Raw genomic sequence first — 22,871 nt, 5'->3', positions numbered from 1 at the left:
TTATTTTATAATATTGTTATATATTTTTTTTACATCTTCACCAGTAATTTTACTGATTAGCTTTGCTTTATTTTTAGGAGGTATATCGAGCGAATAAATATCATCAACCGTTATGCTTTGAGATGGAACATTTTTTGATTTATCTATAACCACTGACCATTCGCCATTTAAGTTAATATTTTTTAATTTTTCAACTAAATTTATTGAACTATCTTTTATCTTGGTTTCAAATTTTTTTGTAGCCTCTTTTATTACAAAAATTTCTCTTTCGGGATCTATGTTTGATAAATTTTGTATCAACTCAAGAATTCTTTTTGGGCTTTCATACAAAACTACAGGATAAGGAAGATGCATCGCATTTTGTATCGCTATCTTTCTTTCAGAGCCATTATTGGGTAAAAACCCCAAAAAAATAAACTCTTTTTCAAGAATTCCACTAGCAACAATGGCAAGTATGGAGGCATTTGAACCGCTCAAAACCTCATAATTTATATTGTTTTTTAGCGCATATCTTACAAGCTCAACACCGGGATCGCTTATACAAGGCATTCCAGCATCACTAACATAAGCTATATTTTTGGAAAAAAAGTCCAAAGTAACCTTATCCAAAAAATCAAAACAATTATGGGTGTGAAACGGTATAAAACTAGAAATATCTATATTTGCATTAAATCTATCATTTAAAAGAGTAAATAATGATTTGGTTACTCTAGTATCTTCACATAAAACAATCTCGCATTCACGCAAAATATCTAGTGCGTGAAGCGATATGTCTTTTAAATTTCCTATCGGAGTAGGAATAAAATATATCAAGTTATTATTTTAATGCGTATTTTTTCTTAAATTTCTCAACTCTACCAGCACTGTCAACTATTTTTTCGCTACCTGTAAAAAATGGATGGCACTCAGAGCATATATCAACTCTTATTTCACTTTTGTTTGAAGTTGTTTTAAAAGTATTACCGCAAGCACAAGTTACAGTACTCTCAACATATTCAGGATGAATTTCTTTTTTCATTGCTAAATCCTTAAAGTTTTGGTTTATTATTATTTATTTCTAAATTAAGCAAGCGGTGATTTTATCAAAAAAATAATTAAAAATCAAATTTTCAATCAAAATCCCTGTTTATTTGTATTTTTTCTATTAATTTCAATTAAAAAATCAACTAAAATTTGTATATAAATTTTTAACTTACATAATTTTAAATTTTAGAATGTTAAGCTATTTATATTTTACTAAAATTATGTTATAGTGTAAATGTTATTATTTTTTTAAAAGATAATTATATAAAAATATTTAAGTTTTTATTTGGTTATCATAAATTTCATCAAAAAGGATAATATTATGGATTACAAAGGTTTATTGACTCAACTTGGATATAATACAGATGAAGCTAATGAAGCTCAAATAAAGAGAATTTTAAACAACACAGATGGATTAGAAATAAAACAAGTTTTAGAGCTACACGATCATTTAAAACCTCATCTTTGCTTTGTAGCTATGAGCGGTAGTGAGGATAGAATAAAAATAAAAAATGTAGCCACAATAGAAGAAATAAAACAAAATGTTGAAAACATTATACAAAATTGGGCAAAAAAATATAAAATAAATCTAAAGAAAATAAACGAAACAACATATTATGTATTAGGTGTATAGACAACTAACTTTGCAATTTTAAATTTGATTTTGATATAATTGCAAGCTTTTAATATTATTAAGGAGATAAAATGGCTTCATACTCTATGGGTGATTTAAAAAAAGGCTTAAAGATAGAAATGGACGGCGTGCCTTACAAAATTGTTGAATACCAACACGTAAAACCTGGCAAAGGAGCTGCATTTGTTCGTGCAAAAATCAAATCTTTTGTAGATGGGAAAGTCTTAGAAAAGACATTTCATGCTGGTGATAAATGCGAACAACCAAATTTAGAAGAAAAACAAATGCAATATCTATATGATGATGGTGAATATTGCCAATTTATGGACACAGTTACATACGAACAAGTTTCAATAGCTGATGATGATATTGGCGATGTTAAAAAATGGATGATTGATGGAATGATGGTAGATATTTTATTTCACAACGGTAACGCAATAGGTGTTGAAGTTCCTCAAGTTGTTGAATTAAAAATAGTAGAAACTCCACCTAACTTCAAAGGCGACTCTCAAGGCGGTAAAAAACCAGCTACACTTGAAAGTGGCGCAGTAATTCAAATACCTTTTCACGTTTTAGAAGGCGAAACTATCAGGGTAGATACTGTTCGTGGTGAATACATAGAAAGAGTTAGTAAGTAATTTTTTAAGCCTAAATTTTTAGGCTTAAATTTATTTTATTTTTAAATTAGATATTATTGTGCAAGCCTCTTTTATATCATTATCACAAGCTCTATTAAAATACTCTCTAGCTAATTTATCATTTTGTTCTACTATATTGCCTCTTAAATAAAGCATTCCTATAGCCAAACTTGCTTGGAAATACCCTAGTCTTTCAGCAGTACCCCATAAAGAAAGAACCCTATTACTTTCATCTTCATCTCCGCCCCTATTTGCTATAAGCAAAAGACCAAGCCTATAATTTGATAATTTTTGAACATTTACATCATCACTTTTTATGCCAAGCTCATAATACTTTCTAGCTTCAGCATAATCACGTTTTACACACTCACCCTTTTCAAGCATCCATGCATAAGTAAAAATAGCATCGGGATTGTTTTTATTAGCTAGTTGCTTATATAGTTTTTCAGCCTTTACACAATCATAATCTTTATAAGCATTCTGGGCTTCTTTTAATAATTCATCATCGTTTGCAAACAATGATAATAAAATAAAAAATAAAAAATAAAAAAATTTCACTTGCTCTCACTTGGCTTTATTTTTTCAGGAAATATATTTCTTTTTTTAAGCTCTTTTATTAAGTTTTTACTGGCTTTTGTGGTAGTTTGTATGTCGGCATCAAGTCCACCTGCCAGCGAAAACATCCAATACTTATGTATCTCGCCCCATTCCAACAACTTATCTATTTTTTCCTTTGTAGTATCGCTTGGAGCTACCGCGATTTTAGCAAGCTCTAACTCTTGATAAAATACAGATATTGTAAGTATATTTTCTATATGCCCCATAATCCTTTTTGAACTTAAAAAATCTTTTAGCTTATCTATCTTTTTAGAAATTTTTACCAAATCCTTAAAATGCTTTTCTTCTATCTTATCATTGTTTTTTAATTCCAACAACTCATCTATCTTCGGAGTAATCTCCAAAAAAGCAGCCTCTACTTTATTTTTTGCCTCTTTTTGTATAGCTGTTTTTTTAGTCACGTATTTATAAATTTTTAAAAGATGTTTATTTGCTTCTTTATAACTTACCTTGTCTATATTTGGTAGATTTTTAATCCCCTTATCTTTACAAAGCTCTTGCATAGTCTCTTCAAAACCACGCTCTATAGTACCGTTTATTCTAGCACCGCCCTCAGTACAGTTATATGTAACAACATCCTCTTTTGATGAGTTTTCTATATCTTTTTCATATTGGTTTTTAAATAAATTCCATATATAAGTAGTTCTAACCTCTCCTTCGCCGCCATAAGCAGTAGTATAAAGAAACTCATCATTTTGAGCAAAAGCATGTCCTTTGGCATGACTAGAACCATCTGGTGCAAATGCCAAGTCTTGTCCTATAAGAACTATATTTTTATGACCTAAAACGTAAGCAAACTGATAAGCTTGATTTGCAGTGCTATGACCAATGCCTAGGTAGCCGAACTTATCTAGCCTCATAGTCTTTTCATCTTGCGTTGGGCGCATTGTAAGAACCAGTTTTCTTGGGAGTATTTTTTTTATCGTTTCTTTATGTGTTAAAGATGCGACTATAAAATATATATCTTTATCTATATTTTTATCTTTTTTATCAAAAAAAGTAGATGTTTCAACAACCCTTTCAATAGAAGTTACATAATCAGGCACAATGCCATGTTTAAGAAGTATAGGATAAGAGGCATCCAAACTAATAACACTAACATAAGGCGCTATTTTTTTAAGTATAGGAAGCTGTTTATCCAAAGATGGCCCAGTAGCAACGATAACAGCCGTATCCATTAATTTATGTCTTTTTTTAACCAAATCCACATAAGAATAATTAGTTAAGGTGTGAACGATATTTTCTAAGTTTTGTCTAATGCCCTGCAAGTTATCATCTATGCTGTTTCCATGGCTTACCACCATTTGAGATATAGCCTTTGTAAAATCAGCATTAATCCTTGTCAAATCCTCTTCGAAATTCTCATAAAACTCAGAATGCACATGCAGATCATAAAGCTTTGAAAACACAGAAAACTCGCTTTTAGAAGCCAAAAAATAAAATTGCGAGTATGTAGCAAGCTCAGAGTAAAACAATACCAATCTTTCGCTTCTAATATCTTCTGAAAGATCTATTAAATTTAATGCTATATAAATTATTTCAAGCTCAGGCTCTACAACTACTATCCTTTGATGAGTTTTATTTTGCAAAAGAGCTTTAAATAAAACACCATTACCAAGACCATAAAAAAACATAACCGGATAACGCTTATATTTTTTCTCTAAACTTTCAAGCATATCGTGAACATCTTTAGGTGGGTTGTTATACACATACTTTAAAGTTTTTTTATCTATAATATTTATATCTATAGGATCATTTTTACCGATATAAACATCGTATTTTTCATTTGATGTTATAGCAAAAAGACGAGCCGCCAAAATTTCATCTTGTTGGAAAAGTGCCTGCAAATTCTTTTCAAAAATTGTATCTTGTGTGTTATTCAAAAGAGCTCCTTATAAATCTTCTTCTCTTATTCTATCGGCAAATTTTATATTTCTTTTAGCAACTTTGCCAATAAGTTCTTTTTTAAACTTAGGATGCAAACCAAATCCAGGTCTTACAACCCTTATATTATCATCGCTAAATTTCTCACCTTTTTTTATATCTTTGCTTGCATAAATAGACCTTGCAAACTCTCTACCTTTGATACTTTTTGAATCAAGCACAAACTCATCTTGTCCAAGCAAAGCCTCAGTATTTCTAACAGCATTTACCATATCTTTAAACTCATCTTCATCTAAAGAAAATGCCTCATCTACACTTTTTATATTTTTATTTAAAATAAAATGTTTTTCCACTATTCTAGCACCAAGACTAACAGCAACAACAGGCGCCACAATACCCAAAGTATGATCAGAAAAACCTATCTCTACGTTGAATGCTTTTTTCATTGTTGCAATATTTTTTAGATTCATTTCATTTAGAGGAGATGGGTAGCTAGATGTGCATTTTAGCAATGCTATGTCATTATTTTTTGCCTCTTTACAAGCATTAACGGCTGATAATATCTCATCTTCATTGATAATACCTGTTGAAATTATCATTGGTTTTGATTTTTTAGCAACATAATTTATAAAATCGCAATCATTCGCCTCAAAACTTGCTATCTTATAAGCAGGAGGATTGAATTGTTCTAAAAATTCAACATCTTCTTTACAAAAAGGGCTAGAAAAACATATAAGCCCCTCCTCTTTGGCTATTTTAAAAAGCTCAAGATGCCACTCTCTTGGAGTTAACGCTTTTTGATAAAGTTTATATAAATTTTGACCTTTCCATAAACCATCTTTAAGCAAAAAATCATCATTTTGACAATCCAATGTAAGACTATCTGCGGTATATGTTTGGAGCTTTATAGCATCAGCCCCTGCTCTTTTAGCCGCTTTTATAGTTTCTATGGCGGTTTTTAATTCGCCTGAATGGTTTGCCGAAAGTTCGGCTATTATAAAAACTTTTTTACTGGTATCAAAATCTGCTATTTTCATTTTATGCCTTATTTAAAACACTTCTTGGATTTATCTGTATCTCATTATAATCAATAAAATTGCCTTGTAGATATTTTTCTCTAGCTGCCCTTGCTATCATAAAAGCATTATCAGAACAAAACTCCAAAGGCGCCATTAAAAGCTCTGCATTGTGTCTTTGACAAAGCTCATTGAGTCTTGAGCGCAAGTTTAAATTCGCACTCGCACCCCCAACTACACCAAAAACTTTAAATTTTTTCTCATCAAAGATACGCTTTAATTTATCCATTATATGCAAACAAGCGGCATTTTCAAAAGCAAAACATATATCAGAAATATCGCTTTCACTTATATTATCTATCTTTTGTATGGCAAGTCTAACTGCATTTTTAAGGCCAGAAAAGCTATATTCTAACCTTTTATCTCCAAGCAAAGGAATTGGAAATTTAAAGCGGTTTTTATTTGTTGATTTTGTCGCATAATCAGCAACTATACTACCACCAGGATAACCCAAACCAAGCATTTTAGCTACTTTATCAAAGCTTTCACCAAAACTATCATCACTTGTAGAGGCTAAAATTTCAATGTTTTTATCCTCATCTATCTCAAGAACCATAGTATGTCCACCACTAACCAAGAGAACGCCCATTGGAAACCTTGCTTTTGAATCCAAAAATAGCGAATATATATGCCCAACAAGATGATTTACGGGTATAAGCGGGACCTTTAGCCCCATACTTAGAGTTTTTGCCATGCTAACTCCACCTATCAAACTTACACTAAGACCAGGCTCATTTGTAACAGCAACTGCTTTTATATCATTAAAATATTCTTTTACCTCATCTACTAGATTTGGTAAAGCTTTTGTGTGAAGTCTAGCTGCAAGCTCTGGGACAACACCACCAAATAAATTATGCTCACTTTCTTGGGAAATTTTTTTGTGATAAACCAACTCCAATGTATTAATTTTTAAAAGTGCCAAAGAGCTATCATCACAGCTACTTTCTATAGCAAGTATCATACAAATTCCACCAAAAACATACCTACAAATTTATTGCTATTTGTCTCATATAGCTCAACTCTATATATCTTACCGGCTTTATCTGTAGAATATCTAGTTATCATATTTTTTCTATATATATTTTCATCACTCTCATCTATTTTACCAGAGCTATAGCCTATAACATTAACTCTTATGCCATTTTGTTTTTCTATATTAAAAAAGTTTTCAACACTTATCTTAGTGCCACTTTGGAGTATCTCCTCTTTTCCATCAACAATGACTTTTATCATATCTATTTTTTTTCCGTATTGGAAGTATTGAGGAATTAATTTTGTTACAAATCTATTTCCATATTGAACCTTATACCCATTACCTTCTTTTATAACAGCCAAAAGAGGGTTTGTAGAGACATATTCTAATTCAACTCCAATTTTAAGTGGTATATATGTCAAAGCCGAGCGAGTATCTATAAGATTCAAAACAAACATATTATTAAAAAAACTTAGATGAATTTCTTTTTCTATGGCCTTTTTAACGCTCTTTACATCTAGCTCAAATGGTCTAGTAAACTCTATACCAGCCACTCTCATATACTCCTCAATCGCAAGAAGATGATAATAAGTCCTTTCTTCTGCATTTAGGTTTTTACTAGCTTCGTTTGCAAATGCTGATTTATTTTGGGTGACAGCATAATACGTAAGAGATTTCAACATCTCAACATCGCCCTCTGCTGTTCTTGTGTTTTTTACATGATAAGTATGGTGTGCATCTAAAATTTTAGAGTTTATATGATCTTTTACCCTTGTAGCAATATCTTCTAAATTCGGATAACTAGACCCATGTAAAATTTTTTGATCTACTATACAAGTGCTTCCCCATCTTGAAGGATTTATATCATTGCTTATATATTTACCACTATAAAAACCACTACCATCGTGCAAATTTAATATCAAAGAAACCCTTGGATCTGTTATAAGTTTTTTTATGCTAATAACGGCTCTATAATCCGGATCATCTTTATCTATCTTGGCAAATTTTCTATTCATATCGCCTTTTGTTCCGCGAGATCTTTGTATAATGCTTGGAAAATTTAAATTTGGAACAACCCAAAGACTACCTTTTGTTATATTATAATCAGTAGCAACAATACTAGCCGCCAAAAAACCTCCCGGCTCATCGCCTTGGATTCCACCTATCAAAAGCATAGTGTTGTCGTCTTGAACACCTTTTTTAATAAGAGCATAATCTAAATTCTGAGAAAATGCCAAAACACCAAAAAAAATTACAAAAAATTTAAAAACAACCTTCAACTCCACTCTCCATCTTTAATATAAAATATTTTACACTTCATCAAAATGTTTTGTTTTCGGTAAAACTAGATTTAGCACAATACCAACTATCGCACCAAGCCCAACACCAGAAAAACTTACAAATTGCAAATCAAGAATCATTCCGCCAATAGCAAATACAAAAATCAAAGAAACTATGATTATGTTTCTAGGATCAGATAAATCAACATTGTGCTTTATAAGTATTTGCATACCAACACTTGCTATAACACCAAATAAAAGTAGCATTATACCACCAATCACAGGAGTTGGTATAGTCGATAGCACAGCACCCAATTTTCCAATAAACGCAAGACAAATTGCGGTTATTGCTGTCCATGTCATTATAGCTGGATTATAAGACTTTGTAAGGCTAACAGCAGCTGTTACTTCAGAATATGTCGTATTTGGTGGTCCTCCAAAAAATCCAGCCAAACTAGTCGCAATACCATCGCCTAAAAGTGTATTTTTAAGCCCCGGTTTTTTCAAAAAATCCTCTTTTGCGACATTTGAAATAGTTATCATATCGCCTATATGCTCTATAGCCGGAGCTATCGCTATAGGTATCATATATAAGATAGCATGCCACTCAAAACTAGGAAATACAAACTCAGGAATACCAAACCAACTAGCATTTGCAATAGGTGAAAAATCAACAATACCCATCAAAAATGACGCCAAATATCCGAATAAAATTCCAATAAGAATAGGAATTAATTTTAATATTCCTTTTGCAAGTGTCATAATAACAATAGTGCAAATCAGGGTAAAAAATGCTATAAACATTGACTGAGCATGAGAATAAACAGCCTCATTCCCTACCCCCATAGCCATCTTTACAGCAGCTGGCGATAGTATAAGACCTATAGTTGCAACAACAGGTCCTACAACAACAGGCGGTAAAAGTTTATGTAAAAACTCTTCTCCTTTAAATCTAACCAAAAAGCTAAGTAAAACATACATAAATCCAGCAGCTATAATGCCTCCCATAGTGGCAGAGACACCCCATTTTTGTATAGAAAAAGTCATAGGGGCTATAAATGCAAAAGAACTAGCTAAAAATATAGGCGGGACATTTTTACGAGTAACAAGCTGAAAGGCAAGTGTTCCTATGCCTGCTGTAAAAAGAGCTACATTTGCATTAAGTCCGGTCAAAATAGGAACTAAAACCAATGCCCCGAAAGCAACAAATAAAAACTGAACACCTAAAATGCTCTGCCTAAAATTAAATTTATAACCCTCATATTTTGTCAATGTTTTTCCTTTTTTATTAAATTCATCAAACGCTAAGTATCTTTTTTGCCTGTTTTCTAACCTCATCATCTATCATAAAAAGATCGTTTTTATCACTTATGCTTATATCTTTAAAAATATCAACACACTCAAATATAACTTTTGAAATATCTAAAAATCCACATTTTCTACTCAAAAAAGCATAAACACCAATTTCATTTGCGGCATTTATAACAACTCCCAAATCAGGATTTTGCAAAACCCTATCTTTTAAGCCAAAAATCGGATATTTTTCTAAGCTTATCTCTTGGAATTTTATCTCTTTAAGTTTTAGCAAATCAACACTTGAAACTATATTTTCATCAACACTATCAAGCACTGCATGAGATATAGCAAGTCTCATATCAGTCCCTGATATATGAGCTGTTGTTGAGCCATCTTTAAACTCAACAAGTGCATGTATCATAGAAGTTTTTTCTACGATAGCCTCTATATCTTTAACGCCATAAAGCCAATAAGCCTCAAGCACTTCAAAAAGCTTATTTGCCATACTAGCGCTATCTATTGTTATTTTAGCCCCCATGCTCCAAGTAGGATGTTTTAAGGCGTCTTCTGGTTTTACATCTTTTAGCTCGTTTACAGGGGTTTTATAAAAAGCTCCGCCGCTAGCTGTTATTATAAGTTTTTGCGGTTTTGATGCTGAGTTGGAAAGCAAAAATTTAAGCCCAAAATGCTCACTATCTATCGCTAAAATTTGATCGCATTTTAAAAATTTACCACCTATAACAAGGCTTTCTTTGTTTGCCAAAGCCAAAGTTTTTCCCATTTCTTGTATCTTAAAACTAGGCTTAAGCCCAGCAAAACCAACAAGAGCATTTACAACTTTTTGGCTTTTGCACTCAGATAACATATCAACAATGCCTTCTTCGCCACAAAAAACATTTTTATGTTTTATATTTTTAGCTAGTTTTTCATCGCCAACACAGACAAATTTTGGATTAAATTTAGCTATTTGCTCGTTTAACAACTCGATATTATTGTTACAGCTAATAGCCTCTACTTGGATACCATATCTTTGGCATATATCAAGAGTATTTTTACCTATGCTGCCGGTTGAGCCAAGTATTACCACGATAAAGTCCAAAGTAAAACAGGTGCTGCAAACAAGTATCCATCTATCCTATCAAGCACACCACCGTGTCCGGGTAGTATATTTCCACTATCTTTTATATCAACCCTTCTTTTTAAGTAGCTTTCAAACAAGTCTCCAAATACACCAAACGTACACATCAAGAAACTAGCAAAAGCGCAATAAAGAGCATTTTCCATAAAATAACTTGAATACATAGCGCCTATAACAGTTCCTAAAAACAAGCCTGCCAAAACACCTTCAAGAGTTTTGTTTGGAGAGCTTTTACTAAAAGGCCTATGCCCATATTTTTTCCCAACAAAATAAGCACCAGTATCACTTGCAGCAACTGATAATATCACCCAAGCAAGATAGCCAACTCCGTATTGTGAGTATATAGCCCACATCATAAAAATAGGCATTGATGGATATATAAAAGGTAAAATAAGATTTAAATCTTCACTTTTTTGATAAGCCACAAAAGAGACTATAACAAGTATTGCCAAAATTAGACAAAATATCGGATTTGAAACAAAACTCAATGTATAAAAAGCAAGAGCGACAAAAACAAGTTTCTCGCAACCTTCAAGCTTAAAAAGCTGGATACTTTCTTTAAACGATAGATATAAAACCACACCTAAAATTATAAAATTTAGATTATAGTTATCAACAAAAAATATGATTAAAACAGCTAAAAACATCAATGCACCAGTAATAACTCTTTGTTTCATAACAAATCCTTTATTTTGATTGTAGATTACAAGATTTTATCTAAAATTTGCTTATACTTCATACATTAAAATTTTAAAATATCAAATTTTTATATCCAAATGATACGAATTTTCATTTTCGCTTGTCTCTTGTTCTATTTCATCATTTTTTTTCAAATTACTTTGATTATTCTCTTGTTCTTGTTGATTTTTTTGTTTTTCATGCTGATTTTCAGGGTCTATTTTATATGTCTCCTCAGCTGGTCTTAGCTCTGCTATCTCATCCTTTGTTTCATTTGCAAGCTCAGCAGCCATAGTATTTTGCATATCAAGCCTAGCTTGCGTATTTGCATTAGAAGCTGATACAACAGGAGCATTTTGGTTTATAAAGTTTATATTTCCGGCTGGCGTGATTGACATTTTAGCTCCTTTTATTTTGAAAGTATTATCGTCTTATAATTGATATAATTTACATTTGCTCCGTTTATTATCTTAACATTTTCTCGTTTTGTATAATCAATCTCATATCTACCACTTCCAACACTACTAAAATTTAGACAAATTTTAGCCGCGTACTCAAGCACATCTTCATCTGGTTTTAGCTTATTTGTCTTAATGATAACGTGCGGACTTGGGTGGTCTTTTAAATGCACCCAAATATCATTTTTTTTAGCATTTTTTAAAAGTTCTAAATTTGCACTCTCATTTTTGCCTATTAAAATTTTAAACTCTCTTATATAAAAACTTTTTATATTTTCATTTATAGTTTTATCTTTTTTGATTGTATTTTTTTTAGGTAGCAAAATTTCAAGCTCACTAACACTATTTGCACTGTTTATTAGGTTTGACAAATTCCTTAAAAAATCAAGTTTTTGAGATAAATTTTCCCTTTGCAAATCAACACCGCTTGCCTTTGCTTTTAGTCTTTTTGAGCTATTAAAAAGCTTATTTGCAAATACCTTTGGACTATCATCTAAGATAAAATCAACAGCCTTTCCATCAAAATCAATAAGCTGAAATTTTCTTTCATAGTCTTTTATATTTGATAAATTTGCAAGTAAAAGTGTAGCCATTTTTGAGTTTTTATCAGCACTCATCAAAAGCTCATCTTTATCTTCAAGCGCATTTATATTTTGCAAAACAGCTTGAATTTTTTTATCTATTTGAGCTAGTTTTATATTTTTTGTATAGATAAAATTTGCATTATTTACCCTATCAAACTCACTAGCAAAAAAATCATCAAAATCACTTATAGGTAAAACTGATTTTTCTTTTATCTCAAACTCGCCAAGCTCTTTTAGCTTTTCTCCAGTTTCTATCTTTCTAAAATCACTATCTATATGTCTTAAAGCTTCTAGTATTATTCCATTTTCATCGGTTACAATAGCGTTTGTAAATCTACCAGTAAACTCAAGATAAAGTATCGTTTTTATACTCTTATATGAGCCTTTTTGCTCACAAATAAATTTTAAAATTCTATTGTTTTTTAAGCACTCCACACTAAGCAAAAATGAGTTATTAAGTCTTTTTTTGATGATATTATCAAACGGTGCTTGATACTCTTTTATCTGCATAAAATCATCATTTGCATATATAGATGAGTCTGATTTTGATAGATCAAAAAACAAGCCTTTTTTGTCAAATCCAATATATATATTCATATTACCAACACGCTTAATAATTGTGATTTTTTTAAAATTTGATAGATAGCTAGCTATTTGTAAAAGATGTGAATACTTCATAAAAACCCTTTATAAAGCACATTATACCCAAAAATGCAATAAAGGTATTATAAATTCACTGGTATAGCTACCAGTGAATAAGTGTTTTGTTATTGTTTTAATTGTAAAAGTGTATTTAGCATCTCATCGCTTGTTGTGATTGCTTTTGAGTTTGCCTGAAAACCTCTTTGAATAACTATTAAATTCGTTAATGCCCTACTTAAGTCAACATTACTTTGTTCTAACTTTGCAGCTGCGATAGTTCCTTTATTTCCACTGCCCGCAGTTCCTATGACAGGATCCCCTGAGTTTGCAGTCCTAGAAAAGACATTTCCACCCTCTGCTTGCAAACCCTCGTTATTTGTAAAAGTGGCGACAGCAACCTGAGCCAAACCAAAGCTTTGACCATTTGTAAAAGCACCGACGATAACACCAGTCTCATCAACCCTTACATCTTTTAAGGTTCCACCCTCATAACCATCTTGCCTTATATACTCAGTTGATGAATCTCTATCAAAACTGGTTAATCCATTAAAATCGCTATTTAGTCCAAAATCCAGCTGAACACTTTGTCCAGGCAATGAGCCGTTATTTCCGCTAAATGTAAAACTTGAAGGATTAAATGAGGCCAAAGCACCATCAGGGCCAAATCTAAGCGAACCTGTTATTACGTTAGCTGGACCTTCTCCAGAAAAATTTATCTTAGCAGGCTCAGGCACCTGAATAACCATATTCCACTCTGTTCCACCATCATTTGTTGTTCCAACCTTAGCCCATTTGATATTTACAGTATGCTTTGAACCAAGAGAGTCGTGTATCTCGGTAGTAGAGCCGTGGCTTGAAAGCATAAACTTAGAGCTTGTTTTTATAGTTTCACTTGGACTTAATGAGCCTTCAAGAGATTTAAGCATATTAGTAAGTCTAACATTTTCATTTATAGCTGGGGCATCATTTTCCGTTTCAGTTGTTCTACCTGTTATACTTATATAAAGCGGATGATCAAAATTATCGCCTTTTGGATTTTCTAGCTGAAACTGACCTTGTGCATTAACACTAACCTTAACCCCATCATTATAATCAGTAAATTTAGTAAGCTCTCCTATATAAAGTGCCGCTGTTTTTGCTGCGACATCAAAAGCTTGACCACTATTTCTTGCTCTATGAAACGCGGCTTTAAATTCATTTTTGTAAGATGTAATGCTTTCGTTTTGTTTTATAATCTTTTCATCTTCTAAGATCTTTTGCAATCCATCTGCGGCTTTATTTATTTTTTCATTTTCATCTTGGCCATTATTATTTTGAGTTAAAGATTCTTTTACTTTCTTAGTAACTTTCTTTACAGTACCTCTTTCTATTTTTCCATCTCCATTATAATCAACATATTTTCTTGCATCCTCTTGCATAGCCCTTCTTAGATCTTCTGTGCTATTTATAAGTCTTGGGATCTTATCATTTGCAGAGTGAGTTGTGTTTGCAGTAGAAGTTGTGTATTCATACTGATATGCTGTTATAACATCTATACTCTCTAAGCCAGTAGTATCAGTTCCTCCATTATTTCCAGCTTTATTTACAACCAAATGTATATTTTTTGTGGCTGCCGATGTTCCAGTATTATTTCTATTTATAAGAGTAAGTTTATTTCCATCTGAGACAACAGCCTGAACACCTGTTTTGTTTGATTGGTCATTTATAAATTTTGCTACATCGCTTATACTTTGTATAGAATTTGCACTTTTTATAGGCACTCCATTTAAAACTATATCTATAGACTTACTCTCTGGGATAACCTTACCATCCTTAAGCTCAGGTTTGCCATTTTGAAGCTTTAAATATTTTCCAACATTTGCAGCATCACTACTACCAAGCTTAAATTTTTTAGTTTCTGCATTTGCATAGCTTACCCATATGCCCTGGCCCTGTCTTAGTGCGACACCATTTCCTCTATCATCAAACATAACACCAAGGTCAACACCTCTTTCTGTTAGCACCTGCTCATTTCTTTTATTTGTGTAAAAATTATCATTGGTTACATCATTTTCATTATGAATTTCTATAGGATCCAAAACACCATCGTTGTTATAATCACGTCCATTTCCAACAGAATCAAGAGTATATATAGGGATACTTCTTGGACCTATTGAGTTACCTGAGTCAAGATTTCCCTTTACATTTATATATGTCGTAGCACGAGCTGGGGTTGTAAGTCCTTCTCGTATTACTATATTTCTTATAGGCCCTGTTGAATCTATCGTTCCGGTTTCATCATCTCTAATCCATCCTTGTGCTATATAGCCACTATTGTTTACAAAATTTCCAGCTCTATCTCTTATAAAATCACCATTTCTAGTATATAAATTTGTCTTACCTCCATCGGGCGATACTATAAAAAATCCATCTCCTTGAAGCGCTAAGTCTGTATTTTTATCAGTTGATTGCAAAGTTCCTTGAGAAAAAATTCTTGTAGTTGAATGAACAGATGTTCCAAGACCTATTTGCATAGGATTTTGACCACCTAGCTCACCTTGTGGGGCTGTTGCTATCCTTGGTGTTTGACTCAACATATCCGAAAAATTTGCACGAGAATATTTGTGTCCAACAGTATTAACATTTGCTATATTGTTACTTTCTACATCCATTGCTATCTGGTGTGCTTGAAGACCGGTTACACCAGACCAAAGTGATCTTAACATAGTTTTATCCTTAGATATAAATTTATTTCAAAATTATACAAGCAAGATTTGTTCCATTTTTGACCTTAACCTTATATTAAGAAATTTATTGTAATATGAATTTTTTTACAAAATAAATACTATGTTTAAAAACCTAAAACTCTCCACGAAAATAACCATTATAAGTTGTACAATGTCACTTATTTCTCTTATTGTTACATTTAAGACATTAGCCATCAAAGATGAAAATAGCATAAAATATATGACTAGCGAATTAAAAAAAGATGCGAATGACATTTCTATATTTCTAACAAGAGCCTTGCAAAGTTCTCGTATTATTGCGGATTCTATATCAGGAGCTATAGAGCAAGATAGTAAATTATCACCCGATTCTATAGGCGATATGTTTCTGAGGATACAAGAAAGTAATCCTGAGTTTATGAGTATTTGGTTTATGAGTGCAAATGAAGAATTTTACAACAAATACCAAGATGGCGGAGATGAATTACTATATGCCGAAAACGGACTTTTTGCGCCTTGGAGTGTAAATAGCAGTGGAACTCCGAAACTAACCAAAAGAACAAAAGAGTATAGAGATGCCTTTTGTTTTACTGTTGCTAGGGACACTAAAAAAACCAGCTATATTAGACCCTTATTTTTACAATTTCAATGGAGCCGATGTTTTAATAACATCTTTTACTGTGCCAGTTTACGCTAAAGATAAATTTGTAGGAACTATGGGTATAGCTATGAATATAGAAAAGATACAAGAAATAGTAGATTCTATCAAACTATACAAAACAGACTATGCACTACTTATGTCGCATAAAGAAAATCTTATAACCTATAAAGATAAAAATTTAATAGGAAAAAATCTACTTGAAATCAACCCAAACGCAAAACCTATTGTAGATGCGCTATTTGACACAAAACCTTTAGAGATTGAAATTGTTTCTACTATTACCAATAAAAAGTCTAAAGTTATATACTCAGCTGTTGAGATAGACAATTTTGATAAGAACTGGGGTATTGTTTTGACTGCTGATCCTGATGAAATAACACAAGAAGCAAGATCTTTAAGAAATTTTATGATAATAATATCCGCTATATCTATAATAATTTTAATGATTATTATGTGGACATACTCAAAAACATTAGGTAAAAGAATGTTTGATATAGGCGAGGATTTAAAAGGCTTTTTTGATTATTTAAATTATAAAATAGCTAAACCTAGTTTTGTTACCGTTTCATCAAATGATGAATTTGGTCAAATGGCAACAATGATAAACGAAAACATAGCTAAAATCCAAGATAGCAAAACACAAGAAAACAACTTCATCCAACAAGCAAATCACTTTGTTGATAAGATAAAAGATGCTGATTTTACAGCTACATTAGATGCTAATACAAATAACCCAGCACTTAATCAATTAAAACAAACATTTAAAGAGCTTCAAGAAGCATTACAAGAAGCAATAGCAAAAGATGGTCAAGATGTATTAAGATTACTTGATTCATATAAGAGACAAGACTTTACATCAAGACTTGATGATGAAGGTAGAATGGCTAGTGGTGTAAATTTACTTGGTGAAGAAATAACAAATATGCTTAAAAACAATCTAAAACAAGCAGAAACACTACAACAAAAAGCTCAAATACTATCAAGCTCTATGGATGAATTAACAAATGGAGCAAACTCACAAGCAAGTTCTTTACAAGAGAGTGCAGCAGCAGTAGAAGAAATGAGCAGTTCAATGAATGCAATATCTCAAAAGACACAAGATGTTATAAGACAATCAGAAGAGATTAAAAACATAATAACAATAATAAGAGATATAGCAGATCAAACAAATCTATTAGCACTTAATGCAGCTATAGAAGCAGCAAGAGCAGGAGAACATGGTAGAGGCTTTGCAGTTGTTGCTGATGAAGTAAGAAAACTAGCAGAAAGAACTCAAAAATCATTAGGAGAGATAGAAGCAAATACAAATGTATTAGCTCAATCAATAAATGAAATGAGTGAGTCTATAAAAGAACAAGCAGAAGGTATTAATATGATTAATAAATCTGTTTCAGAAGTAGATATGCTAACTCAACAAAATGTTAAAATAGCAAACAACACAAATCAAATTACATTAGAAGTAGATGATATGGCTAAGACTATAGTTGAAGATGTAAGGAAGAAGAAGTTTTAGGTAGATAAGTTTTATTTTTTGGTTCAACATAGTGTCAAATTTTATTAATAAATATGATTTTTATCCAATAAATTAAAATATTAAATGTTATTTTAAACTATTAAAATGTAAAATTAACACGAAAATTAAATATAAAAGGTTTAACATGAAAAAAGTTTCTAACAAACTAGGCGTTGTTATATTATGTTTACTTGTAGCTTCTTTTTCAATATTTGCATTTCAGAGCTACAAAGAAACATCATCAGTAATAACAGCTCTATCAAAAGAGGCAAAAAAAGTCGCTTCTTTATCAATGAGGATATTCATAGAAAGCTACTTTGTTGACAACATAGGTCTTATAAAAGATGTAAAAAGACATCTGGAAGAAAATCCTTATTTGCTAGACAATGAAGAAATCCTAAAAGAGGATTTGATAAAATATGCAACATCTCCAGCTTCTAATGGTGTATATATAATAAGAGAAAAACAAGGCGATTTGATTGCTGCAGAAAATAGACATAATGGAAATATACTATTTAATGTATATACAAAAGAAAAAGATAGTTATGATCCTAAATCAAAAGAATATTATAAAAAAGCGGTGGAAAAAAGAGATATTTATTTCACTAATCCACATGTTGATGAACTCACTGGTAAAAATGCTATAACTGTATCTGCTCCTTTTTATTCTAATGGAAAACTTTTAGGAGTTATACGCACAGATGTATTTATAGAAAAATTAAAAGTATTATCTGATGTTAAGGATAGTGAAACAAGTGTTATAAATGTTATTGACATGGATACTTTAAAAATGGTTTATCACCCAAATCCTAGCTATATAATGTCTAATGATCCTACTCTTTCAAATTTGACAAAACATTTTATAGATGAATATCAAAAAAATAAAGATGAGGCATTTAACTATACCTTCAAAGGAGTAGATAAAATAGGTGCATGTCAAGCATATAAACAGGCTAATTGGCTGGTTTGTTCTGGTAATGCATTGTCTGATTATGATACAGAGCTAAATGGAGTGATTACTCATCAAGCTATATTTTCTATTATTTTCATAATAGTTATAGTTACTATATTGCTTTATACAGTAAATTACTTTTTAAAGCCTATATCTTCTATAAGTGCTGGTTTAGCTTCATTTTTTAAATTTCTAAATTATGAAATAAAAGAGCCTATAAGAACAAATGTTTCTTCACAAGATGAATTTGGTCAAATGGCAACAATGATAAACGAAAACATAGCTAAAATCCAAGATAGCAAAACACAAGAAAACAACTTCATCCAACAAGCAAATCACTTTGTTGATAAGATAAAAGATGCTGATTTTACAGCTACATTAGATGCTAATACAAATAACCCAGCACTTAATCAATTAAAACAAACATTTAAAGAGCTTCAAGAAGCATTACAAGAAGCAATAGCAAAAGATGGTCAAGATGTATTAAGATTACTTGATTCATATAAAAGACAAGACTTTACATCAAGACTTGATGATGAAGGTAGAATGGCTAGTGGTGTAAATTTACTTGGTGAAGAAATAACAAATATGCTTAAAAACAATCTAAAACAAGCAGAAACACTACAACAAAAAGCTCAAATACTATCAAGCTCTATGGATGAATTAACAAATGGAGCAAACTCACAAGCAAGTTCTTTACAAGAGAGTGCAGCAGCAGTAGAGCAAATGAGCAGTTCAATGAATGCAATATCTCAAAAGACACAAGATGTTATAAGACAATCAGAAGAGATTAAAAACATAATAACAATAATAAGAGATATAGCAGATCAAACAAACCTACTAGCACTTAATGCAGCTATAGAAGCAGCAAGAGCAGGAGAACATGGTAGAGGCTTTGCAGTTGTTGCTGATGAAGTAAGAAAACTAGCAGAAAGAACTCAAAAATCATTAGGAGAGATAGAAGCAAATACAAATGTATTAGCTCAATCAATAAATGAAATGAGTGAGTCTATAAAAGAACAAGCAGAAGGTATTAATATGATTAATAAATCTGTTTCAGAAGTAGATATGCTAACTCAACAAAATGTTAAAATAGCAAACAACACAAATCAAATTACATTAGAAGTAGATGATATGGCTAAGACTATAGTTGAAGATGTAAGGAAGAAGAAGTTTTAACAACTAACTAAATATAAATACTCCCTATAAATGGGAGTATTTACCTATATACACCTTATTCCACAACCAAGATATCATTTTATTTATTATTGCTAAATTTTATATTATGCTAACGTATACCGACCACTACCCCATTTATATATTAAACCATTTGCTTAAGTATAATAAAACAAAACAATAGTTATAAGAAACTATAAACCATAAAAAATAATAATTTTTATGTGTTTATGCATTAATAATAAAATTGTTTCAATATGTTATAAATCAAATATTTTATATCATACGAGTTCTTAGTTTTTTGTATATTGCAAATATTATAATTGTATACTATAAGATCATTTTCATAATAAAATTTTATAAAAGAAATAAATAGGGAAAAATATTAACATAGCTAAAAAAACTTGTGTTATTAAAAATGTAATTTAATGGATTATTATTGTGATATTTTTATATTTAAACTTTAGTAGTTAAGAATAGCAAAAAATAATTAAGCCAATTATAGATTATAATATAAAAACTACACTTGACTTAAAATTTCTGCTTTGCCATTTATAACAGCTACACAGTGTTCATAATGGCTAGTATTTAGACCATCTTTTGATGTTACTTTCCACTTGTCTTTACCTATAACCGGAGTGCCATCTAACTGACATATCATAGGCTCTAAACAAAACACCATACCGTTTTTTATCTTTGGTCCGGCTTTTGGATTGTTTCCTTCAAGATAGTTTGGTATCTCTGGCTCTTCGTGTGGGCGTTTTCCTATACCATGTCCACAAAAACCACGTAATGGAACAAATCCACGACCGAGTATGAATTTTTCTAGCTCATAAGATAGCTCTTTAAAGTGCATTCCAGCTCTTATATAATCAATAGCAAAATAAAGTGCATCTTTACTGCATGCTATAAGCTCTTCATCTTTTTTAGATATAGTTCCAACAGGAAAAGTCCTAGCGCTATCTCCAAAATAGCCATCTAAATTTGAGCCAAGATCAACACCTACTATATCGCCCTCTTTTAGTATTGTGTTATCCGGTATGCCATGTATTACTACTTCGTTTAAGCTTACACAAGCTGTATTTGGAAAACCATAAAGACCCTTAAAAGCTGGTTTTGCTCCAGATGATCTTATCATGTCTTCGCACACCTTGTCTATTTCAAGAAGTGATATACCTGGCTTGATAAACTCTGCTATATAGTCTAAAGTTCGAGCGACAATTTCATTTGCCGCTCTAAGCTTTTCAATCTCATTAGGTCTTTTTAAACCGATTGCCATTACAAGCCTACCGCACTTAAAGTTTGATATTTATTCATATAAATTTGAGCCTCTATACGTCTCATTGTATCAAGTGCAACGGAAACAACAATTAGCACAGAAGTGCCTCCAAAATAAAATGGAACACCCATAAATTTAACCAATACCCAAGGTAATGTAGATATCAAACCTAAATAAATGGCACCGCTAAAAGTAAGCCTACTGGCAACTTCATTTAGATAATGTGCTGTATTTTCTCCGGGTCTAACACCAGGTATAAAACCACCTTGTCTTTTTAAATTTTCACTTATATCTTTTGTATTAAAAGTTATAGAAGCATAAAAATATGCAAAAAATAGTATAAATAAAAATGTTAAAAAGTTAAATACATAGCTATTTGGGTTTAAAAAGTCATAAACCGCTTGAACGTATGAATTTGTACTTGCCTGCATTATCGTGCTTGGAAACATCAAAATCGCACTAGCAAAAATAGGTGGAATAACACCACTTAAATTTACTTTTATAGGTATATAATTCATTATTCTCTTGTTTTGATTTTGCATTACTACTTTGCGTGAATATGAGATAGGGATACGTCTCTCTCCCATTTCAACAAAAATAATAATACCTATAGTTAATAAAACAATCAGAAAAATACCTATAACAGCTAAGAAATTCATCTCACCAGTATTTACTAAGTTTATAGTTCCGCTTATCGCGCTTGGAATTCCAGAAACTATACCAGCAAAAATTATCAAGCTTATACCGTTTCCTATACCTCTTTGAGTTATTTGCTCACCTATCCACATAAGAAGCATTGTTCCAGTAAGCATAGAAGCAGCCGCTATTGCTATAAATAAGTTCATATCTATCATAATAGCTTGTTCGCCATTTTGTCCGTTAAGACTTTGCAGTCCCACACTAACACCAATAGCTTGAACGATTGTTATAACTATAGTTGCGTATCTGATTATTTGCATGTATTTTTGCATACCATCGCGCTCTTTTTTTAACTTAGCCAAATTTGGGAAAGTAGCTGCTAGCAACTCCATAATAATAGAAGCTGTAATGTATGGCATAATTCCAAGAGATATAATACTAAGACGCTGAGCGGCCTTACCGCTAAACATATTAAATAAACCTAGTGCGTTATTGCTGTTTGAATCAAAAAAATCTTTAATCACATCTACATTAACGCCAGGAACTGGCACATAAGCCAGTATCCTATATGCGAATAAAAATGCCAACGTGATTAATATCTTGTTGGTCAATGCTTTATTCATTATTTTTGTCCGCTAACGATAACGTTACTATCTTTTACTTTTGAAGCAAGATCTTTTGCACTAGCTCCGATAAGTTTGATTTTATTTACGCTTTTTGAAATTTTATGAACAGAAGCTATACTAGCTATAGTAATTTCACTTAACTCTTTGATAGCTGTTATTTTTTCAACATTTATAGCGTAAGGTTTTTCAATTTTAGAAGTAAAGCCTACCTTAGGAAGACGTCTTTGAAGGGGTTGTTGTCCACCCTCAAAACCACGCTTCTCATTGTAACCTTTTCTTGCTCTTTGACCTTTGTGACCTTTACCAGCTGTTTTACCTTGTCCGCTTCCTTGACCACGACCCAATCTCTTAGTTTCTCTTGTTGAGCCTGGTGCTGGAGTTAATTTTTCTAATGCCAT

At 31.6% G+C, this 22,871-nt stretch carries 21 protein-coding genes and 1 pseudogene; 6 read left to right on the top strand and 16 right to left on the bottom strand.

The window, feature by feature from the left end; genetic code table 11:
• Both rsmI and rpmE read right to left on the bottom strand, forming a co-directional pair.
• On the bottom strand, window positions 1–813 hold the full coding sequence (gene rsmI, locus CPIN18021_RS00670; protein ID WP_078422729.1) for a 16S rRNA (cytidine(1402)-2'-O)-methyltransferase: 813 nt from the start codon (window positions 811–813) through the stop codon (window positions 1–3).
• A gap of 4 nt (window positions 814–817) precedes the next feature.
• Window positions 818–1,018 (bottom strand): 50S ribosomal protein L31, encoded by a 201-nt coding sequence (rpmE, locus tag CPIN18021_RS00665; RefSeq protein WP_069632622.1) that lies wholly within the window; start codon window positions 1,016–1,018, stop codon window positions 818–820.
• Window positions 1,019–1,345: 327 nt separating this feature from the next.
• Between rpmE and CPIN18021_RS00660 the strand changes: the two genes are divergently transcribed.
• Together CPIN18021_RS00660 and efp are read left to right on the top strand one after the other, a co-directional pair.
• Complete coding sequence (locus tag CPIN18021_RS00660; protein ID WP_078422728.1) at window positions 1,346–1,657, top strand: type II secretion system protein; 312 nt, start codon at window positions 1,346–1,348, stop codon at window positions 1,655–1,657.
• Window positions 1,658–1,728: 71 nt separating this feature from the next.
• Entirely contained in the window at window positions 1,729–2,295 is a 567-nt protein-coding gene (efp, locus tag CPIN18021_RS00655; protein ID WP_069632620.1) for an elongation factor P, read from the top strand.
• A gap of 30 nt (window positions 2,296–2,325) precedes the next feature.
• Here the strand turns inward: efp and CPIN18021_RS00650 are convergent, their stop codons facing one another.
• The 11 genes from CPIN18021_RS00650 to flgE all read right to left on the bottom strand — a co-directional run bounded on the left by CPIN18021_RS00650 (window position 2,326) and on the right by flgE (window position 15,627).
• Window positions 2,326–2,853: a tetratricopeptide repeat protein gene (locus tag CPIN18021_RS00650; RefSeq protein WP_078405794.1), complete on the bottom strand. Its 528-nt coding sequence runs from the start codon at window positions 2,851–2,853 to the stop codon at window positions 2,326–2,328.
• Window positions 2,850–4,796 carry a motility associated factor glycosyltransferase family protein gene (locus CPIN18021_RS00645; RefSeq protein WP_078422727.1) on the bottom strand — a complete coding sequence of 649 codons (1,947 nt, stop codon included), beginning with the start codon at window positions 4,794–4,796 and terminating at the stop codon, window positions 2,850–2,852. Before CPIN18021_RS00645 ends, CPIN18021_RS00650 begins: the two co-directional genes overlap by 4 nt.
• A 9-nt stretch (window positions 4,797–4,805) precedes the next feature.
• Window positions 4,806–5,834 carry a pseudaminic acid synthase gene (gene pseI / locus CPIN18021_RS00640; RefSeq protein ID WP_078424170.1) on the bottom strand — a complete coding sequence of 343 codons (1,029 nt, stop codon included), beginning with the start codon at window positions 5,832–5,834 and terminating at the stop codon, window positions 4,806–4,808.
• Window position 5,835: 1 nt separating this feature from the next.
• On the bottom strand, window positions 5,836–6,834 hold the full coding sequence (tsaD, locus tag CPIN18021_RS00635) for a tRNA (adenosine(37)-N6)-threonylcarbamoyltransferase complex transferase subunit TsaD (protein ID WP_078424169.1): 999 nt from the start codon (window positions 6,832–6,834) through the stop codon (window positions 5,836–5,838).
• Window positions 6,831–8,132, bottom strand: a complete 1,302-nt coding sequence (locus CPIN18021_RS00630; protein ID WP_372236838.1) for a M99 family carboxypeptidase catalytic domain-containing protein — start codon at window positions 8,130–8,132, stop codon at window positions 6,831–6,833. Before CPIN18021_RS00630 ends, tsaD begins: the two co-directional genes overlap by 4 nt.
• 24 nt (window positions 8,133–8,156) lie before the next feature.
• Window positions 8,157–9,398 (bottom strand): uracil-xanthine permease family protein, encoded by a 1,242-nt coding sequence (locus CPIN18021_RS00625; protein ID WP_078422724.1) that lies wholly within the window; start codon window positions 9,396–9,398, stop codon window positions 8,157–8,159.
• 25 nt (window positions 9,399–9,423) lie between these two features.
• Entirely contained in the window at window positions 9,424–10,509 is a 1,086-nt protein-coding gene (dxr, locus tag CPIN18021_RS00620) for a 1-deoxy-D-xylulose-5-phosphate reductoisomerase (protein WP_078424168.1), read from the bottom strand.
• Window positions 10,503–11,237 carry a phosphatidate cytidylyltransferase gene (locus tag CPIN18021_RS00615; RefSeq protein WP_078422722.1) on the bottom strand — a complete coding sequence of 245 codons (735 nt, stop codon included), beginning with the start codon at window positions 11,235–11,237 and terminating at the stop codon, window positions 10,503–10,505. Before CPIN18021_RS00615 ends, dxr begins: the two co-directional genes overlap by 7 nt.
• 81 nt (window positions 11,238–11,318) lie before the next feature.
• Window positions 11,319–11,636, bottom strand: a complete 318-nt coding sequence (locus tag CPIN18021_RS00610) for a hypothetical protein (RefSeq protein ID WP_078422721.1) — start codon at window positions 11,634–11,636, stop codon at window positions 11,319–11,321.
• Window positions 11,637–11,647: 11 nt separating this feature from the next.
• Window positions 11,648–12,958 carry an NFACT RNA binding domain-containing protein gene (locus CPIN18021_RS00605; protein ID WP_078424167.1) on the bottom strand — a complete coding sequence of 437 codons (1,311 nt, stop codon included), beginning with the start codon at window positions 12,956–12,958 and terminating at the stop codon, window positions 11,648–11,650.
• A gap of 89 nt (window positions 12,959–13,047) precedes the next feature.
• On the bottom strand, window positions 13,048–15,627 hold the full coding sequence (flgE, locus tag CPIN18021_RS00600; protein WP_078424166.1) for a flagellar hook protein FlgE: 2,580 nt from the start codon (window positions 15,625–15,627) through the stop codon (window positions 13,048–13,050).
• Window positions 15,628–15,799: 172 nt separating this feature from the next.
• Here flgE and CPIN18021_RS08970 point away from each other — a divergent pair, with 172 nt between their 5' ends.
• The 4 genes and pseudogenes from CPIN18021_RS08970 (at window position 15,800) to CPIN18021_RS09015 (ending at window position 19,932) form a co-directional block, all read left to right on the top strand.
• Window positions 15,800–16,324 (top strand): PDC sensor domain-containing protein, encoded by a 525-nt coding sequence (locus CPIN18021_RS08970; protein ID WP_193431647.1) that lies wholly within the window; start codon window positions 15,800–15,802, stop codon window positions 16,322–16,324.
• Window positions 16,221–17,801 (top strand): methyl-accepting chemotaxis protein, encoded by a 1,581-nt coding sequence (locus tag CPIN18021_RS09240; RefSeq protein WP_193431646.1) that lies wholly within the window; start codon window positions 16,221–16,223, stop codon window positions 17,799–17,801. Before CPIN18021_RS08970 ends, CPIN18021_RS09240 begins: the two co-directional genes overlap by 104 nt.
• A gap of 145 nt (window positions 17,802–17,946) precedes the next feature.
• A pseudogene (locus CPIN18021_RS09170) lies at window positions 17,947–18,510 on the top strand (cache domain-containing protein); the annotation flags it as partial.
• 66 nt (window positions 18,511–18,576) lie between these two features.
• Window positions 18,577–19,932: a methyl-accepting chemotaxis protein gene (locus CPIN18021_RS09015; RefSeq protein WP_418226054.1), complete on the top strand. Its 1,356-nt coding sequence runs from the start codon at window positions 18,577–18,579 to the stop codon at window positions 19,930–19,932.
• A gap of 517 nt (window positions 19,933–20,449) precedes the next feature.
• Here CPIN18021_RS09015 and map read toward each other — a convergent pair.
• From map to rplO, 3 genes are read right to left on the bottom strand one after another with little or no spacing between them, the layout of a single operon-like run.
• Window positions 20,450–21,208, bottom strand: a complete 759-nt coding sequence (map, locus tag CPIN18021_RS00585; protein ID WP_078422717.1) for a type I methionyl aminopeptidase — start codon at window positions 21,206–21,208, stop codon at window positions 20,450–20,452.
• Window positions 21,208–22,470 carry a preprotein translocase subunit SecY gene (secY, locus tag CPIN18021_RS00580; protein ID WP_078422716.1) on the bottom strand — a complete coding sequence of 421 codons (1,263 nt, stop codon included), beginning with the start codon at window positions 22,468–22,470 and terminating at the stop codon, window positions 21,208–21,210. The genes map and secY overlap by 1 nt, the downstream gene beginning before the upstream one ends.
• A complete protein-coding gene (rplO, locus tag CPIN18021_RS00575; protein WP_078424163.1) occupies window positions 22,470–22,871 on the bottom strand; it encodes a 50S ribosomal protein L15 in 402 nt (133 codons plus the stop codon). Before rplO ends, secY begins: the two co-directional genes overlap by 1 nt.

This window comes from Campylobacter pinnipediorum subsp. caledonicus, from assembly GCF_002022005.1.
Lineage (GTDB): Bacteria > Campylobacterota > Campylobacteria > Campylobacterales > Campylobacteraceae > Campylobacter_A > Campylobacter_A caledonicus.
The sequence above is the reverse complement of the archived record's forward strand: the minus strand, read 5'-3'. Positions and strand labels throughout refer to the sequence as shown.